17 protein-coding genes and 1 riboswitch are annotated in these 16,395 nt (G+C 42.2%); of the genes, 4 read left to right on the top strand and 13 right to left on the bottom strand.

Annotation, left to right across the window (positions count from 1 at the left end; genetic code table 11):
• Window positions 1-124: 124 nt before the first annotated feature.
• Complete coding sequence (locus NSS87_RS10780; protein ID WP_042186879.1) at window positions 125-694, top strand: TetR/AcrR family transcriptional regulator; 570 nt, start codon at window positions 125-127, stop codon at window positions 692-694.
• Window positions 695-699: 5 nt separating this feature from the next.
• Here NSS87_RS10780 and NSS87_RS10775 read toward each other — a convergent pair whose 3' ends face one another.
• The 5 genes from NSS87_RS10775 to NSS87_RS10755 form a co-directional block, all read right to left on the bottom strand.
• Window positions 700-1,683 (bottom strand): ATP-binding cassette domain-containing protein, encoded by a 984-nt coding sequence (locus NSS87_RS10775; protein WP_231573419.1) that lies wholly within the window; start codon window positions 1,681-1,683, stop codon window positions 700-702.
• Window positions 1,684-1,705: 22 nt separating this feature from the next.
• Window positions 1,706-2,488, bottom strand: a complete 783-nt coding sequence (locus NSS87_RS10770) for an ABC-2 family transporter protein (protein ID WP_339246946.1) — start codon at window positions 2,486-2,488, stop codon at window positions 1,706-1,708.
• Window positions 2,485-3,306: an ABC-2 family transporter protein gene (locus NSS87_RS10765; protein WP_339246943.1), complete on the bottom strand. Its 822-nt coding sequence runs from the start codon at window positions 3,304-3,306 to the stop codon at window positions 2,485-2,487. Before NSS87_RS10765 ends, NSS87_RS10770 begins: the two co-directional genes overlap by 4 nt.
• Before the next feature lie 49 nt (window positions 3,307-3,355).
• Window positions 3,356-4,528: a serine hydrolase domain-containing protein gene (locus tag NSS87_RS10760; RefSeq protein WP_339246940.1), complete on the bottom strand. Its 1,173-nt coding sequence runs from the start codon at window positions 4,526-4,528 to the stop codon at window positions 3,356-3,358.
• Between the two features lie 300 nt (window positions 4,529-4,828).
• Window positions 4,829-5,677: a DUF6612 family protein gene (locus NSS87_RS10755; RefSeq protein ID WP_339246937.1), complete on the bottom strand. Its 849-nt coding sequence runs from the start codon at window positions 5,675-5,677 to the stop codon at window positions 4,829-4,831.
• 117 nt (window positions 5,678-5,794) lie between these two features.
• Window positions 5,795-5,886: riboswitch (cyclic di-GMP riboswitch) on the bottom strand.
• A 204-nt stretch (window positions 5,887-6,090) separates the two neighbouring features.
• Between NSS87_RS10755 and NSS87_RS10750 the strand changes: the two genes are divergently transcribed.
• The gene (locus NSS87_RS10750; protein ID WP_339246934.1) at window positions 6,091-6,609 is read left to right on the top strand and encodes an RNA polymerase sigma factor; all 519 of its coding nucleotides are present in this window, start codon (window positions 6,091-6,093) and stop codon (window positions 6,607-6,609) included.
• Window positions 6,593-8,206 carry a DUF4179 domain-containing protein gene (locus NSS87_RS10745; protein ID WP_339246932.1) on the top strand — a complete coding sequence of 538 codons (1,614 nt, stop codon included), beginning with the start codon at window positions 6,593-6,595 and terminating at the stop codon, window positions 8,204-8,206. The genes NSS87_RS10750 and NSS87_RS10745 overlap by 17 nt, the downstream gene beginning before the upstream one ends.
• Window positions 8,207-8,347: 141 nt before the next feature.
• Here NSS87_RS10745 and NSS87_RS10740 read toward each other — a convergent pair whose 3' ends face one another.
• The 6 genes from NSS87_RS10740 to NSS87_RS10715 form a co-directional block, all read right to left on the bottom strand.
• Window positions 8,348-9,148: a Cof-type HAD-IIB family hydrolase gene (locus NSS87_RS10740; protein ID WP_042186870.1), complete on the bottom strand. Its 801-nt coding sequence runs from the start codon at window positions 9,146-9,148 to the stop codon at window positions 8,348-8,350.
• A gap of 271 nt (window positions 9,149-9,419) precedes the next feature.
• Window positions 9,420-10,184 carry a pseudouridine synthase gene (locus NSS87_RS10735; RefSeq protein WP_339246930.1) on the bottom strand — a complete coding sequence of 255 codons (765 nt, stop codon included), beginning with the start codon at window positions 10,182-10,184 and terminating at the stop codon, window positions 9,420-9,422.
• Window positions 10,185-10,186: 2 nt separating this feature from the next.
• Window positions 10,187-11,713, bottom strand: a complete 1,527-nt coding sequence (locus NSS87_RS10730; protein ID WP_339246927.1) for an RsmB/NOP family class I SAM-dependent RNA methyltransferase — start codon at window positions 11,711-11,713, stop codon at window positions 10,187-10,189.
• Between the two features lie 102 nt (window positions 11,714-11,815).
• Window positions 11,816-12,268, bottom strand: a complete 453-nt coding sequence (locus NSS87_RS10725; RefSeq protein ID WP_042186863.1) for a DUF309 domain-containing protein — start codon at window positions 12,266-12,268, stop codon at window positions 11,816-11,818.
• Complete coding sequence (locus NSS87_RS10720; protein ID WP_042126350.1) at window positions 12,258-13,070, bottom strand: GTP pyrophosphokinase family protein; 813 nt, start codon at window positions 13,068-13,070, stop codon at window positions 12,258-12,260. Before NSS87_RS10720 ends, NSS87_RS10725 begins: the two co-directional genes overlap by 11 nt.
• Before the next feature lie 30 nt (window positions 13,071-13,100).
• A complete protein-coding gene (locus NSS87_RS10715) occupies window positions 13,101-14,195 on the bottom strand; it encodes a quinone-dependent dihydroorotate dehydrogenase (RefSeq protein ID WP_339246923.1) in 1,095 nt (364 codons plus the stop codon).
• A gap of 211 nt (window positions 14,196-14,406) precedes the next feature.
• Here NSS87_RS10715 and NSS87_RS10710 point away from each other — a divergent pair, with 211 nt between their 5' ends.
• Window positions 14,407-14,544 (top strand): hypothetical protein, encoded by a 138-nt coding sequence (locus NSS87_RS10710; RefSeq protein WP_167348489.1) that lies wholly within the window; start codon window positions 14,407-14,409, stop codon window positions 14,542-14,544.
• Here NSS87_RS10710 and NSS87_RS10705 read toward each other — a convergent pair.
• Window positions 14,541-15,974, bottom strand: a complete 1,434-nt coding sequence (locus tag NSS87_RS10705) for a L,D-transpeptidase (RefSeq protein WP_339246920.1) — start codon at window positions 15,972-15,974, stop codon at window positions 14,541-14,543. The genes NSS87_RS10710 and NSS87_RS10705 overlap by 4 nt on opposite strands.
• Window positions 15,975-16,108: 134 nt before the next feature.
• Window positions 16,109-16,351 carry a ferredoxin gene (locus NSS87_RS10700; RefSeq protein ID WP_042186857.1) on the bottom strand — a complete coding sequence of 81 codons (243 nt, stop codon included), beginning with the start codon at window positions 16,349-16,351 and terminating at the stop codon, window positions 16,109-16,111.
• Between the last annotated feature and the right edge of the window lie 44 nt (window positions 16,352-16,395).

The following is a 16,395-nucleotide window of genomic DNA, read 5'->3' as shown; positions in this document are numbered from 1 at the left end:
TCGATCAACTGTTCAATAAAATCAGATTATCACATCTCCGGTAGGGTTCAATCGTTAGTTTGATCGGTTTTGTTGATTTTTCAACAAAATACAATACATTGTTTAATAAAAAGGGAGTATTACCATGGATAGAAGAATTAAAAAAAACCAAACAGCCATCATGAATGCATTAATTCAACTAATGGCTGAAAAAGATTTTGAAAAAATAACGATTAACGAAATCGCAGAGCGTGCTGATGTAAACCGCGGAACGATTTATTCCCATTATGCAGATAAATATGATCTGATGGATAAATGCCTGGCAGCTCAGCTCCAGCAACTAATCGAAAGCTGCTCCGCTGTGGAGGATGAAACCGAACCCAATCCCTCTAAGGCGTCATTACTCCGCACGCTGGAACAATTGGAGGAGAATGCTCTCTTTTATAAGACTTTATTAAGAAACAAAGCTTTGCTCTCCTTTAGAAACCAATTACAAGATATGATAAATAATCAAATCAAAACACAATTCTTAGAAAACAATTTAAACCTAGATAAGTTAAGTAAGGATATATCCGTACAATTTTTGAGTTCGGCAACTGTCGGAGTGATTGAATGGTGGTTTACCCATAGTAATCCTTGCTCTGCAAAAGAAATTACTGAAAAGTTATGGTCAATGCTAGATCTGAATCTGCAAATGATCCGTTCCCAAGCTTGACAATGTTATCCCATATCCATCTCATAAATGGAGCTGATGATCTTTTCAATTTGGATCTCCTTAATGGATATATCAAGAATCTCTACCTTTTCGCTAAGAATATGAAGAAACTCACCCATTTTACACTGCTCGGTATCGATCTCTAATTCCACTTCGTAATCCGATATTCTTTCCGATATCAGAGTCCCAGGCAGGTCAATATCTCCAATCGTTGTAGCTGCAGAAAGCCTGACCACTTTTTTAGCGCCTAGATGAAGTCGAAGTTCGGAGAACTTATCGTCATATACTTTTTTACCTTGATGAATAATTAGTACTCTTTGCACCAAACGCTCCACATCTTCCAAGTCATGTGTCGTTAGAATAAATGTGGTGCCTTCCTGATTCATTTGCTTAATGAATTCTCTGATTCTTTGTTTAGCTATAACATCCAGCCCGATCGTCGGCTCATCCAAAAAAACCACTGGCGGAGAATGAAGCATTGCCATAATAAACTCGCATTTCATTCGTTCTCCCAGTGAAAGGGTGCGCGTAGGCTTAGTGATAATATCACCAATCTCAAACATACTTACAAATCGATCTAGTCTTGTACGAAAGTCATTCGTAGGAATATCATAAATTTCCTTGTTCATATAAAAGCTATCCAAAGGAGGAATGTCCCATATTAACTGCGATTTCTGTCCGAACAGTACTCCGATTTGTTTTACATATTGATTTTTCTGCTTATGAGGGTTGTATCCTAGAACATTTATCTCTCCCGATGTGGGATAGAGAACACCTGTCAGCATTTTAATAGTCGTAGATTTCCCCGCGCCGTTTGGGCCCAAAATGCCAATGATCTCTCCTTTTCCAACACTGAACGAAAGATCTTCTACAGAGGTGATAATCGATTTTTCACGGTGAAACAGACTTTTAAATACGCTTTTTGCATCTTGTCCACGGTGATACGTTTCATATTGCTTAGTTAAATTCTTGACGGTAATAATGTCCAATGTAATTCTCCTTCATACAAATTCATCCTCCGGCACTTTTGTAACTACGAAGCATGTACGTATAGAGCCAAATTCCGAAGGCAGCAAATAACACACAAGGGATAATCGCTATAAAAAAATAGGCTTCCCATCGTCCAATCAGAGTAGATGCTGGAAAATAAGCAATCATGGAAACCGGAAAAAGAAAAGAACTTACGGCTACGACTGCTTTAGGGAAAATCGTCCCTGGATAACGCCCAAAAGACTTAATGCTCTCAAACATCTCCGGCAAGCGGGAATTCGCTACCCATTTGAAGGAAATTGCTGCCACAATAAGCGCCACGCCGAACATAACAAGCAGCCCTGCGCCAAACAACAACAGGAACAAGAACCAAGAGCCGATGGTCATCCCATCGATTCCGCTGAGTGCGTATACGAACATGACTACTCCTCCACCTAAAAGCCCGATACTTTCGAACTCAAAAGATCTGGCCAACAGCAGAAAAAGGCTCGAGGTTGGTTTAATTAATACCACTTCCAAAGTCCCTTCTACTACATGAGACATCGTATTCCACATAATTCCGTTAAAAAAAATCCCGGCACAAGCCGTAGACAAAATGAAAACAGATTGAATTAATAGTGCCTCTTTAAAGGTCCAGCCTTCAAATGAAGCATTCGAATTATAGATGAACACCGTTACTAGGGGAAACAACACATTCCCTATGAGCATGATAAGGCTATTAAGAATAAAATTAACACGATAAGTGATAGCAGAAGCAATATTCGCCTTCATGCAGGTTTTATATATTTGATACATACGTTTCATGCGCCCACCCCCGTAAAATGCTTAAGCGATACCGCATACAGCACCCGGCAGACTATTCCGGCAATAATAACGGCTACAAGCTGCAACAACAAAACTTGGGGAATAGGTAAGGTTATATCAGCTAAAGTATAGCTACCTGTATAGACCATTGCAGGCAGAAAGGTCGTATCTTGAAACGGTAAGAAAAAGGAAGCCAGCTGTAAGGATTTTGGGAAAAAGACCAATGGAATCAGTGATCCTGAGAATATCCCCTCACAAAGACTGAAAAAGTTACGAATACTGGAGGATTGCACCATCCAAAATGCGACCATGCCAATACTATAATGGATGAAAAAGTTCATCATGAATGCCATAGCTATCGATAGCATTGCGTATAGTAAATTTGCGGGTAAAACATCAATATGAAAAATAAAGAAGAAGATCATAAAACAGGGTATAAATTCAAATAGAAGCCCAAGTACCCTATGCCCTGCCTTCTGAGACAATGCATCGAACATATGATTCATTGGTCTTAAAGAGAACGTAATGAATTTCCCGGTGCGAATGAGCATTTGTAAATTCCAATCGGCAAAATCCATGGTCAAGTAGTTGATCAACATCGTGGCACAAAAATAAGAGAGCATCTGAGAGAGCGACATCCCGTTAATAGAGGATTCTCCACTATAAACAGCGCTCCATATGTAATACTGCACCAAAAAATATACCGGGCCTACAAAAATAGAAACCATCGAATGCGTTCTGTACGCACTCCATTCCTTATAAGTAACAAAAGCAACCGCTCTCATAACGCGAAAGCGGTGCTTTATCTTCTCAAACATAAGTCACATCCTGCCTATCTTTGATATCTCACAACATATAATCTTATTCTTATTCGAGTCCGGACCAGATCACATTGTTTGTACCGAAAATCGCTCTACCGTCCCATATATTTTTATGAAAAGGGATATACCAAACGGCAATCAGCTGTTCAACCGGATCAACGACCAAAGAACAAGACCCCCATCCTTCATGAAAAAAAGTGCCTTCAGAATAAGATGTACTTTCATTATATCGAAGGTCTGGCCCAAGACCGTATGGTCTATCTGCTCCTCCATCTCCCCATGCGTAGTTTGGAAGTTTTTCAGAATTGAACCGCTTGGTCATTTTCTGAACAGCCATCCGACTTAAGATATGACCACCTTCGTATTCCCCATGGTTAAGCAGCATGATTCCGAACTTTTGTAGATCATTAACGGTTGAATACATTCCCCCACCAGTTCCGGGAGTCTTGATTTCTTCCTCAGACCTTTGTTCTTCATCCGTAATTTCCCCGTTTTGCAGCTTCTTAAGATATTCCTTGGCTTCTTCCGAACGAATAGCGATCCTACCAGCTTTCTCAGGCGGTATATCAAAGAAAGTATCTGTCATGCCTAACGGTTTTACAATGTTGTCCATTATGTAATCTTCTGCAATAACACCTGTTATTTTCTCGATAATTGCACCAAGAACCACGTATCCGAACGATGAATACATCCATTGAGTCCCTACCGGAAAACGAATACCATAGGAAAGTCCAGCTTTAATCCAGTTTTCTTTTCCAAGCTCTGATTCATAAATATACCACCATGCACTTTTATAGTAGGTATCACTTATAGTGCCATGATCAGGTGCGATGCCGGAGGTATGCGTCAGTAAATGAGCAATTGTAATCGGCTTAAAAGGATCGGCATCAAACTCCGGAAGAATAGAACTAACTGGCTGCCCCATAAAAATTTCACCATCATCTGCTAGCTGCCAGATCGCTGTTGCCGTAAACAGCTTAGTAATAGAAGCGATTCGAAATATTGTATCCGTTTTCAACTCTTGGTCGCTATCTTCTTCGTAACTGAAGCGTCCCCCCGCTCCATTAGCAAATATTTTTCCATAACGACTAAGAGAATAAATATAGCCATCGGCTACTTTCTTATTACAGAGATCCTCATAAAAATGATTAAGTGCCTCTAATCGGTCCTCCCTGTAATTCACTTCGTTCAGCTTGCTAAGCTCTGTGGATGATAACATGATTCGCACTCCCCCTATCAATCATTAAAAAGAATAGTAATTCTCAAAAATGTAAATTTACACCTAACCTATAATACCTTTTCAATATAATAGTTACAACATGATATTTCATACACTATTAAATTAATTCAGATTATTAATCACATAAATAGCATGTACTAAAATCCTAATAATTGGTAGGTCAATTTTATATTTATTTATTTTTTACATATCTCACTTCCTGTTGGCTACTGTCATGAATGGAGTAAAAAGCGCTGTTCTACTGAACAGCGCTTTTTACTCCATATGAAAACGACCTTATTATTCTAGTTCGGCGGGCTTTACAATGGTTGTACCTTTGTTATTCTTGGAATACTTAGCTTCGATTTTCGTGTTGTATGTATCCTTTTCTCCATCACTTATCAGCACATAACTCAGATCGACTGTCAGTTTTTCCGTCTGCCAGGTCTTAGTATTGACGAATAATTTCCACGTTACGCTTTTGGGTTGAACTGTCTCACCATCCCAGAGGTTCTCCTGGTCATAGAGTTTGATTATTCCCTTAGCTGCTGTCGGATCGGTTACCGTGAACTGCAGGACGGTCTGAGCACCAGCAGTGCTGACTTTCATAGATTTTTTATAATTTTTTACCGAATCAAGCATGGAAACAGGATCGTATTGACCTTTGGAGTAAAAAGAATCCCACTCCATCTTCTCCAGTCCAATCCAATACTGCGCATCAGGATCGATTGGCTCACCGTCATCGTCGTAACCTTCATCTTCAGATTCATCGATCAGTTCACTTCCGTCTACAAGATAGTAAAACTCCTTGTCATTGGCATATAGACTGTACGTTGTTTCTAAAAGACTACTATCAACGGTGCCGGCTGCAGCAAAATTCGGCAGTCGATTAATATCCAGCTTCAGTGTGTTAGTGTTGCTGATACGTACCCCACCGCTCTGAATATCCTGTTTTTTGATCACATCTAAGTGAAAATTCTTTATTGCTTTAGAGGCTGCCGTTACTTTGCTAATCATTTGATCCGCGGTTACTGCTGTTGTGGTAGCGGCAGACACGACTTCAGGATTAGACATCCATCCGATCGTTCCGGACAGCAATAAAGCACCTACTGCCAAACTAGTGCCTATTGTTTTGAAAAAACTGTTCATGTACTTCCCCTTTCGGCCCCTTGCGATAATGTAACGCCGTATAGGTCGAAATAATAAAAGAGCTCAAAATTGACTACATATTCTTAGAGCTATCCTTTATGCATCATAAGACATCCCTATGGCGGCCTGGCGATCATTTCCTTCTGTAGAAAGGCTTTAGACCCATGGCTTTGTGTCATCATCTTTCGATGATTTTACCTTTAACGCGGACATTCAATTAGTTTTAATTAGCTTACGGACGCATGTCCCACCGCTAATTTTATCATGGTTATAATTACCTGTAAACGACTTATCTTCCATTCAAATTCGCTATGATGCTCAGAAGAAATACTTCACTCAAAATGAAAAATGAACGATTACATACGCTTATAAGTCTTATTAATGAGAACAGCAAAGACAGGGGGTGCAGCAAAATGTGTGACCGAGAAATTTTCGAGCTCTATAAAGAACAAGTATATTATTTTTGTTACTACTTAATGAAAAATCAGGCAGATGCAGAGGATATTTGCCAAGAGGTATTTGTAAAGGTTATCTTAGCGGATAAGTCTAAGGTAAGAAACTTGAAATCTTGGATTTTACGAATTGCTTCGAATGAGTGCAACAGTGTGATTAAAAGGCGTAAGACAGGGTGGATGAAAGAAGTACGTAATTATTTACTATCCAGGTCTGAGGAATCAAACCCTGTAGAAAAACGGTTGGATCGACAGGAAACTAAAAAAGAATTACAAGGGTTATACAGTCAGCTTCCCGACAAAATCAGAATGGTAGTAGTCCTTCGTTTTATAAACGAATTGACTGTACCCGAGATCTCTAAAGTTATGAGCATACCCGAAGGAACTGTAAAATCCAGACTGAACAAGGGACTTAAAATACTAAATAGAATGGGTGGAACCCAACTAAAGGAGCTGAATAGTAATGAGTCTCTATATTGAAAAAGATAAACATATTCCCCGACCGGATTATGATTTGATGTGGACTGCCATAGAACAAGAAGCATATACACGTCAAAGAAATCTGCATTCCTCCCAGAATACTCCTAGGTCTAATAAAAAGGTTATTCCTATCAGTATTGTCTTCTCTTGCCTCTTACTTGTAGCCATTCCTGTATTCGCTAGTATGACGATTAATTGGGATAAAATTGGTGGTCGAAGTGTGAGCAATGCATTAAATAATGGCATCGGTCAACAGTATAATCTTCAAACTTCCAGTTCAGGAGTAACAATGAATTTGAACGGTGTTGTAACTGATGGAGAAAAAATGAAAATGCTGTTATCACTTGATACTAAATCTGATCTATCCCAATATACTGGATTTGCTACAGAGAAAAACATCATGACTAGTGAGTCCGGTGCCAAGGCAAAGGTATACGGTTATTTAGAATACGATCCTGAAAGCCAGAAACTCATTGGAGTATATGAGACACCTGATACATTAAAGGATGATAAAAAGGACTACAGGTTTGAAGCACGGAATCTCATTTTTTACAGTGATCGGAATATTCCCTTACAATCTAATCATCAAGCAGGAGATACAATTGATACGGGAGTTAAGCAATACCCAAGCATTCAAATCGAATCCGTTCGACAAGTTTCCAATCAAACCATTATCCGTTACAAAGTCGCTGCATCACCATCTGACTTAGGACGGGGTAACCCACATTTGGTAGTTAGTACTGCAGGTCAAGAGAATGAGGCAATTCCAACCATCATGCCTAACGAAGGATCGGATTTATTTATTGAACAGGTTTTCAATATAACTGAATCAGATTGGAAGGAAGCTAGTCTTCATTTTAGTTACATTGAAGAAGCGAAACGAATTTCAGGTACGTGGAAGTTCGATTTTAAAGCAGATGGACAAAAAGCAAGTGAGGCGATTTACACTAAGAAACTGTATAACAGTCCTGAATTTCAAGAAAAGACCGGTATAACCTTAGATCAGCTAGTGGTTACCCCTTTGGATATCCAAATTCTAATAGATGAAAATGATTCGCTTAATAAAGGAATTGTCCACTATAATACCGCTCAGTTGGTTATAGGTGATAAAACAATCACTGGGGGTTGGAATTTGAAAGGAGATCATTCCGAAAGCTACCAGCATTTATTTCAATTCGAATCTCCGGAATGGTATAACAACTGGTCTGATGTTCCAATGAAACTTATATTAAAGGATGCTGTCATTGAGAAACGTGATACCAGCAAGAATTGGATCACAATAAACAAACCTAAAGAACAAAAACAGTTCACTTCACTTGATGTCGATGGATTAGAAATTGAATTCACGTACTATACTGAGGGCGAAAATTTGATTGTTGAATCATCATCCAAATCTCCTGGCTTCAGAAGCGTTAACCAAACTACGTTACGGATTAATGGCAAAGAAGTGGTGCCTGAAATTACACCTAAGGGCATGATATCTACAGGAACTAATATTGATAGCTACAAAGATATTCCTTTCGACGAAAAAATCGAACTGAACCCCGGTATCTATAAATATAGCGATCCTAGCCGGAACGAGGAAATTAAACTTTAATACAAGAAGTTATTCTATTGTCCCGCCCTTTCTAGTTAATCCTAAGGGCGGGTTATTTTTGGATAGTTATGTATCTCTTTTATTTCCTTCATAACAAAAAAAGCATAGAACGGACTCAAGTCCGCTTTATGCTTTCCATTATTAGGATAAACAATATTTAACCAGCGCATCACGCACACCATGCTCATTGTTCGAACCCGTAACAGCATTCGCTGCCGCTTTTACCTCTACAGGAGAATTATCCATCGCCACGCCCATCCCCGCATAGGTAAGCATAGAAATATCATTAAAATAATTACCGATTGAGAGGACTTCTTCTTGCGGAATTCCCAGCTTCACAGCGAGATTTCTTAATGCGTTTCCCTTAGAAGATTCGGGATGCATCAAATCAACGAAAAATTCACCACTCCGCAAAATATTGTACTCAGGAGCCCAAGTACGCCATTCACGTTCAGCTTCGTCAAGGATTTCTGGCTGTGTAAATACAGTAAACTTAACAACCGGTTCACGGAAATCTTCCCATGCGGGCAGCGTCGCTGGCACAATACGGAAGTGCTCATACATATAATTAGCTTCTTTAGTCAGATTCTCTACATTATCAACATACATATCAAAAGCAGTATTCACATCATAATGAATATTGTGCTTACGGCAATAGTCAATATAGGGGTCAAGACCACGTGCATCCATACCATATTGGTGCAGCACTTCTCGATCTTCCACTCGTACCGTCGCTGCTCCATTGTGACCAAGCACGTAACCAGTCAGCCCCATTTCCTCCATGAAAGGAATCGAGTTCTGTGGACTGCGTCCCGTACACAATACGATTTGACCGCCAAGACGTGTAACCTCAGCAATAGCTTCCTTATTCTCAGAGCTTAAGTGGTGATCATCATTTAATAGCGTACCGTCCACATCTAGTGCAATCAGTTTGTATCTCATACTCCACCATCCTTGTCTTTCTTTTTCTATATATAATTGAACTTGAGGCTTTTTGTGTTAAGTGTCAGTGGCAACTATGGTGAATGTTTGGACTTCCAGCCGCTGTTGTTTCCAGATTTCTTAATTTATACCGTTTAATAGCGGATGAAATCCGGAAACAAAGGCGGTCGCTATCGCTCTTACAGTTCCAAAATTCCCCTCCGTCTCTCCCTTCTCTTATCCCAATTTTCCAAATTCAATTTATATATCAATTTATATATCATTTTCTCTACTATCCTTCTGACCCATCTGTGCCTAAGAGTGCCAGTTCCTCTAACGTCAGCTCCCGACAAGCTCCAAGCGGCAGACTTTCATCCAGCTTCAATTCTCCCATAGATACACGTTTCAGAAAAGTGACTTTTTTGCCTACCGCCTGAAACATACGCTTCACCTGATGAAATTTCCCCTCAGTGATGATAAGTGAAATATGGGAAATCACTTTGCTGCCGCGCTCTCTTCCAAGAATGGTTAAGTGTGCAGGTAAAGTAACGTAGCCATCTTCCAGCTCCACCCCTGCTGCAAAAGCCGCGACATCATCCGCGTCTACATCGCCCTCGATGGTTGCCTCGTACGTTTTCGGGACATGCTTACGTGGCGACAGCAATTCATGGGCAAGCTTCCCATCATTAGTGATCAACAGCAGTCCCACAGTATCCTTATCTAGCCTTCCTACAGGAAACGGTTCAAACTGTGCATACTCGTCCTTTAAAAGATCCAAAACTGTCCGATCCCGCTTGTCCTCCGTAGCTGACAGGACACCCGGGGGTTTGTTCATCATAAGATATATGAATTCACGGTAGGTAACAACTTCTCCCCCTACCTCTATTTTATCGGCATAAGGATCCACATGGAACCCACTATCTTTTACCACGGTCCCGTTCACCAATATTAAGCCTTGTTTAGCTTGTTTACGGATATCACTGCGCGACCCCACTCCAATATGAGACAACACTTTATCTAATCGTTGTTTTTTGGCGGGCTTACCTGATTGGCTCATTGCTACATCCACCTCCAGCCTGCGGGATATTCGTTCTTGAGTATGCCATCCTGCCACTTACCCCAGCCTGCGCTGTAGCCATCAATGCAGACCAGAACGTATCCCTTTTGGGCACTTCCTATTCTAATAGAGAGACGTTCTTGAGAAATCGACAACGTCTCTCCTTTAAGATAGGAAATAGCTTCATGATTCGTACTGGAGAGTGAGACACTTCGGCAGCTTTCTTCCGGATGCAAAGCTGTAGCCATTGGATGCCCTGGAATAAATCTTCCGTTACGGATTTGTCCTACATACCATCCCGGGCGGATCGTCTTTAATCCATTTAGTCTTTCCTTAGGAAGTGGAGAAATGTACAGATGGTCACCGAACAGAACCGGATATCCTTGCGGTTCCCAACCAAGCTGATCTCGCACAAAATTTCCATACGCAGTCAAAGCTTGCTCGTCACCTGAAACTTGCCGACCACGGTCAGCGCCACCAGTAGGTTTGTGAGAGGGTTTCCCTTCTTTCCCCCGTCTTCCTTCTGATTTATTGGATGATTTAACGTGTGCTGCACTTTTTGGAGTAGTAGTTCTTGCTCTTGCAGATTCGTTTAACTTGACCTCTAAGTGATCACGTTCCTCCATTGAGCGCTTAGTTCCCCCATGTTGCAATACAGCCATGAAATGTCCTTCGCCTTTCACCTTATGCGGCCACAGTCTTGCTGTACCTGAGAGTTCTCCGAAGCCAGGAGCGAATGAGCCTGTACCTCCTACCGTCACCACTGAGAATTGTGGATGTTCAGAAATAAACTCGGCTATAATTTCCTCATTTTCTTCTGTAGCAAAGGTACAGGTGGAATAGACAAGTGTACCTCCCGGTGCCAATGCTGTTGCAGCAGAACGTAAAATATCCCGCTGCATGGAAGCATATTTGGCAGGTGTACCTGAATCCCACTGCTTCACCATATCTTCATCTTTACGGAACATCCCTTCACCAGAGCAGGGAGCATCAATCAAGATCTTGTCAAAAAAAAGCGGGAATGCAGCCGCGATATGATCTGGACTTTCGTTCAGTACAATACCATTACGAACCCCATACAGCTCCAGATTTTTAGCTAGAGCTTTAGTCCGTTCTGGATGAAGATCATTACTAACCAGCAATCCTTTACCTAACAGCTTGGCTGAAATCTGTGTAGATTTCCCCCCAGGGGCGGCACATAAATCAAGTACACGATCACCTGGTTCAATATTAAGCAATTCCACAGGTGCCATCGCACTCGGCTCTTGAATGTAATACAAACCTGCGTGGTAGTGAGGATGTTTACCAGGTCTAGCCCCATTCTCTGTATAAAATCCTGTCGGACACCAAGGAATGGGTTCCAGTCCTAAAGTAGAAAGAGCCTTTAAGCTCTCCACGGAAATCTTCAAGGTGTTAACACGGACGCCTCCGTATGGGGTTTCCTTATAAGAATCCGCAAATTGATTATAATCTGTTCCCAGCATGTCCATCATACGCTCGCTGAAAGAACTGGGCAATTGTGCCGCCATGATGCCGTCCTCCTGATAGTATTGCAAAAATTTAGGTGTTTAAAGATTCAAGGAACACCCCTACGGGTGTCCCTTATACAATACTCATATATAGAGGATCTTTTACTTACGATGAAAGGATGTCGGTCTCTGAGGACCACGTCGTTGAGGGTTATTCGGTGTGATAGCTACAGCTGCATTCTCCACTTGGTCCGCTAGACTCGGATCAACAATCTCTATGGTCAGATCGTAATAAGAAAATGGCCGCTCATCATATGATGCTAAGCGCCGAACATAATCTTTCACTTCCTCCACGAGTTTCGCCAGATTAATACCGAGTGTCGCTGCCGGATATTCTTCCAGTTTGGCAGAAGCACCACTCAGCATAATAGCTGCACCGCGCACATTCTGATTGCGAAAATGGTATAACCCTACCGCTACTTGGAGAAGTGCTTTGTACAAAGGATCTCGTTCCTGGGCAAGCCACAGTTCTTCGAGTACCTCGTGACATTCGAAATAATCCCTGTCACGATTAAAGTACACTAGGTATTCCAAGTACAATGGTTCATAAGCCATCCGGCAAACTATCCTTTTTAGCTGCGGAAAGGAGTCCCCGCACATGATCTAGAAGTTCCTTCATCGCTTCCATATCCTGAACCTGCCATATTTCGTTAAAGCGAGCCTGCGTATCTATAGCCTCATTCACCAAGTGATAGAAATACAATTGATGAATGGCCTTGAGAATCTGAGTGGTCATATTCGAGTTTTCCTCGAATGTCTTCTGTGCTTCCAGAATCTCTTCCCGAATACTGGACATTTCACTGTCGAGGATCGATGCTGCTTCAGCTGCCGTCTTTAGTCGAACACGCATTTCATCGGGTAGACTCTCCCGATATTTATAGTTCAGGGAATGCTCTATGGTAGCCCAGAAATTCATAGCTAGCGTACGAATTTGGATCTCCGCGAGCACAATTTTCTGGCCAAGCGCTGTTTGCACAGGATATTTAATAATCATATGGAAGCTGCGGTAGCCGCTCTCTTTATAATTAGTGATGTAATCCTTCTCATAGAGTACTTCAAGATCCTTACGGGCCCGGATATATTCGGCCACTCTGCGGATATCCTCCACGAATTGGCACATGATCCGAATTCCTGCAATGTCTTCAATCCCCGTCTCCAGATCTTCCATCTTCACATTCAGCCGTTTAGCCTTTTCCAGAATGCTTGACAGCCGCTTTACACGCCCCGTTACGAATTCTATCGGCGTGTATTCCTCTCTTTTCTTCAACTCCGAACGCATTGTTTTGAATTTAACTTTCAATTCTTCCACAGTCTGTTCATATGGAAGCAAAAAAGTTCCCCAGTCCCTGCCGTCCATCGCCTTCGTCCTCCTGTCCTTTCGTCTCCTTCAGTGATGATCAGCGCCCACTGCTTCAGAGATATGACTGAATCCATCCCGCCGTAATAGCTGCCGTAATCCGGCATGCAATTTGCGGTTAACCTCCGGTCCTTCGTAGATGAGAGCTGTATAAATTTCGACCAGACTCGCACCTGCTCTTATCTTGTCATACGCATCCTGACTGGTGAAAATGCCGCCTGATCCTATGATCGGCATCTTCCCTTCCGTCTGACGATAAATACTGCGAATGATCTCCGTTGAGCGGTCCCGCAGCGGTTTGCCGCTTAAGCCCCCCGTCTCATTAGCCTTTTCATGGCTAAGTCCATCACGGTTCAATGTAGTATTCGTAGCAATAATACCATCCATACCAGCTTCTGTCAGTGTCTGAACCATATACTCCAGCTCTTCATCACTTACGTCTGGTGCTATCTTAACCAACAAGCTTTTGGTAATCCCGGTCGCTTTACGCTGAATCTCCATTTCTTCCTTCACTTGAGCCAGCAGGAACGATAATTCACTGCCATGCTGGAGATTGCGAAGACCAGGTGTATTCGGCGAGCTGATATTGACCACAAAAAAATCACCGTACGGATAAAGCGTACGGATGCACTGACGATAGTCTTCATGAGCCGCTTCATTACTAGTTATCTTATTCCGGCCAATATTAACTGCTATAGGAATTCTCCGATTCTTTATTTTCTTCAGACGCTGTGCCATAGCATCAGCCCCTTCATTATTGAAGCCCATTCGATTAATCAGCGCTTCATCCGAAGGAAGACGGAACAAACGAGGGCTATCATTACCCGGTTGACCCTTAGGGGTAACCGTGCCCACTTCCATAAATCCAAACCCGATCGAAGAGAATCCGACTACCGCATCGGCATTTTTATCTAAACCTGCAGCAAGTCCAACTGGCGTCGGGAAATGCGTGCCAAACAGATCAACCGCTAAATCCGCCGTTTCAGGAACTCCGTACATTAAACGTAGCGCCGCGCTTCCACCTGGCACTGATGACGATTTATCCAATCCACCTATGACGAGATGGTGAGCCTTCTCGGGATCAATCTTGAAAAAAATTGGTTTACCAAAATTACGATACAACACCGTTCTCGCTCCTTAAGGGGTACTTCACTAATCCACGTGTCTACCCGTTTCTGTAGGTTTCTTCTTAATTTTAGCCTTTTCTTGAACAAAAGAAAAGTATTTTACAGTGCGAGTATGTTGAGTACATAACGCAGAGTATAGTAATTTTGTTGTAAACGCATTACAATATAGGTGTAATCAGCGATTAAGAGAGAAAGAAGGTATGCCCAATATGTCTACTAAACGTAAACCACCAACTTTGCAGCAAAAGAAAGAAGAAGTTAACCGTAAAGCGCTAATGTGGATTGGCGTCAGTTTAACTTTACTAATTCTTCTAATCATCGTTCTGTTTATCGTTGCAGGAAACTAATTCAGCCAGTGGTATACTTTGTGGGGGTTGGTCTGATCATGCTTAGCAGTAGAGCTGAAGCGTTTAGCCAGCACAAGCTGCTTTTCAGGCAGAACCCCTTTACTAATCACTACTGTTGTACCTTTAGGAATCAGCGCGAAGAGCTCCTCCACATCTTCTCGGCCCATTCGAATACATCCAAGGGATTCATCCTTACCAACACTGTCAGGCTCATTCGTGCCATGAATAGCATAATTACTGTCCGAAAGCTGAAGCCCTCTGCTACCGAAATCCCCATCATCTCGACCATTTGGATTGACGACTTTATCTGTAATCACGAAATTCCCCTCTGGTGTCTTATCTCCGCCAAGTCCTACCGCATAATTTCGTAGAATAATAGAACCGCTGACTACCGCCAACCGGTGATTTTGTTTATCCACAACCACCTTCAGCGGCTGATCAAAAAAAGGAACGTCTCTCGCAACATTTCCACTCACACTTAATGCTGTCGGTATAGTCCTCACACCATCGTTAGATGAGTTTGAAGGCTCCGCTATGTCTTCTGTTCCCGGTGCCATCTTGTTCTTAGCCACCGCTTTAAGAGGGCTGAATTCCCGCTTCATGACGGTTGTCGTCCCACCTATCCAGTTCTCAGGAAAAGATCCCGTCAAATCCGCTAATGTATCTGGAAGCTTCCCTTTAGCATCTTGATAAGCCCGAATTGCACTCCATAGTGTGGCAAGCTCCTCTTGGTCACCCTGCCATTCTGCTCCATCCTTGGCGAGTTGCCCTTGCTCTGGCGGCTCACATGCACATGCCTTAGGATCGTAAGACTGATATACCATCCGTCCCTTTCCATTCTTTTGCAGTGTGAAATTTAGCGGAAGCTTCTCTTTCCAGAGCAGCCATTTTCCCTCTCGCTCCATCCCTAACACAGCAGCTTCAAAAGGTTCTTTACGCATTAGCATTTTCGCCATTAACTTTCCTTGCGAAGCCTCTGTTGCATTTTCTTGCGCTGTATACATCACTTTTTTCGCCTCAATAACCGGCTCTTGGACGGAGTCTTTGGGATCTGGTAGATCTTTGACTTCTGGAGCAGCCGTGTCTTGAAGGACTTCTTGTTCTTCAGTAACACCAATACCCGGAGCCACTGCTGAAGGTACCATTAACAGTATAAGAAGCATTAGCGCCAGTGATATGTATCTCAATCTTTGTTGGCCGCGCTCACGCTGGCGACTCGCTTGCAGCAATCCATCTTCGTATTCGCGCAGCATTTCAGCAGGTACCTTACTATGCTCGAAAGCCTCATACACTTCACCAGCCTGATTGAAGCAATAATTAGCTTTTCCATGTTGACCGTTCTTATAGTATTCCTTCCCCAGCAAGTACCATGCCATTTTGTTATCTGGGTGCATCTGTACATATGCTTTGAGGTGCTGTGAGTTCTTCATCGGAACCTCCGAGAGTTTATAATTCCTACTTTATTAATATCGGTCAGACACAGCAAAAAAGACATCCCTAGCCGAACAAAATGTTCGCAGAAGATGTCTTTATCTGGTGTCGCACGTTACTCTTTATCGAGTAATTAACCTTCTTTGTTAAAAGGTTCGTCCGCAATTTTAATCGAGTCGGTTGGGCAACCATCACAGGAATCTTGGAGATCATCAAACAAATCGTCCGGAATCGCTGTCACACCGCAGTTTCTGTCATTTTCGTAAATAACTTCTGCCAAACCTTCGTCATCGTAATCAAAAATATCAGGAGCCGTTGCGCCACATGCACCACAAGCGATACAAGTGTCTTTTTCGACCCAAGTGTACTTAGCCATTTTTTTCTCTGCCTCCCGTTAAGCAATGCTGCGCTGTTGAACCA

It is taken from the genome of Paenibacillus sp. FSL F4-0243, from assembly GCF_037963295.1.
GTDB lineage: Bacteria > Bacillota > Bacilli > Paenibacillales > Paenibacillaceae > Paenibacillus_AQ.
The sequence above is the reverse complement of the archived record's forward strand: the minus strand, read 5'-3'. Positions and strand labels throughout refer to the sequence as shown.

Excerpts from the sequence above, each read along its gene's own strand:
- NSS87_RS10760 (WP_339246940.1), bottom strand. The coding sequence starts at position 4,528 with ATGTTATCATCCACAGAGCTTAGCAAGCTGAACGAAGTGAATTACAGG.
- NSS87_RS10705 (WP_339246920.1), bottom strand. The coding sequence starts at position 15,974 with ATGAAGAACTCACAGCACCTCAAAGCATATGTACAGATGCACCCAGAT.
- NSS87_RS10750 (WP_339246934.1), top strand. The coding sequence starts at position 6,091 with ATGTGTGACCGAGAAATTTTCGAGCTCTATAAAGAACAAGTATATTAT.
- NSS87_RS10725 (WP_042186863.1), bottom strand. The coding sequence starts at position 12,268 with ATGGCTTATGAACCATTGTACTTGGAATACCTAGTGTACTTTAATCGT.
- NSS87_RS10780 (WP_042186879.1), top strand. The coding sequence starts at position 125 with ATGGATAGAAGAATTAAAAAAAACCAAACAGCCATCATGAATGCATTA.
- NSS87_RS10700 (WP_042186857.1), bottom strand. The coding sequence starts at position 16,351 with ATGGCTAAGTACACTTGGGTCGAAAAAGACACTTGTATCGCTTGTGGT.
- NSS87_RS10710 (WP_167348489.1), top strand. The coding sequence starts at position 14,407 with ATGTCTACTAAACGTAAACCACCAACTTTGCAGCAAAAGAAAGAAGAA.
- NSS87_RS10730 (WP_339246927.1), bottom strand. The coding sequence starts at position 11,713 with ATGGCGGCACAATTGCCCAGTTCTTTCAGCGAGCGTATGATGGACATG.
- NSS87_RS10735 (WP_339246930.1), bottom strand. The coding sequence starts at position 10,184 with ATGAGCCAATCAGGTAAGCCCGCCAAAAAACAACGATTAGATAAAGTG.
- NSS87_RS10765 (WP_339246943.1), bottom strand. The coding sequence starts at position 3,306 with ATGTTTGAGAAGATAAAGCACCGCTTTCGCGTTATGAGAGCGGTTGCT.
- NSS87_RS10755 (WP_339246937.1), bottom strand. The coding sequence starts at position 5,677 with ATGAACAGTTTTTTCAAAACAATAGGCACTAGTTTGGCAGTAGGTGCT.
- NSS87_RS10720 (WP_042126350.1), bottom strand. The coding sequence starts at position 13,070 with ATGGACGGCAGGGACTGGGGAACTTTTTTGCTTCCATATGAACAGACT.
- NSS87_RS10740 (WP_042186870.1), bottom strand. The coding sequence starts at position 9,148 with ATGAGATACAAACTGATTGCACTAGATGTGGACGGTACGCTATTAAAT.
- NSS87_RS10770 (WP_339246946.1), bottom strand. The coding sequence starts at position 2,488 with ATGAAACGTATGTATCAAATATATAAAACCTGCATGAAGGCGAATATT.
- NSS87_RS10745 (WP_339246932.1), top strand. The coding sequence starts at position 6,593 with ATGAGTCTCTATATTGAAAAAGATAAACATATTCCCCGACCGGATTAT.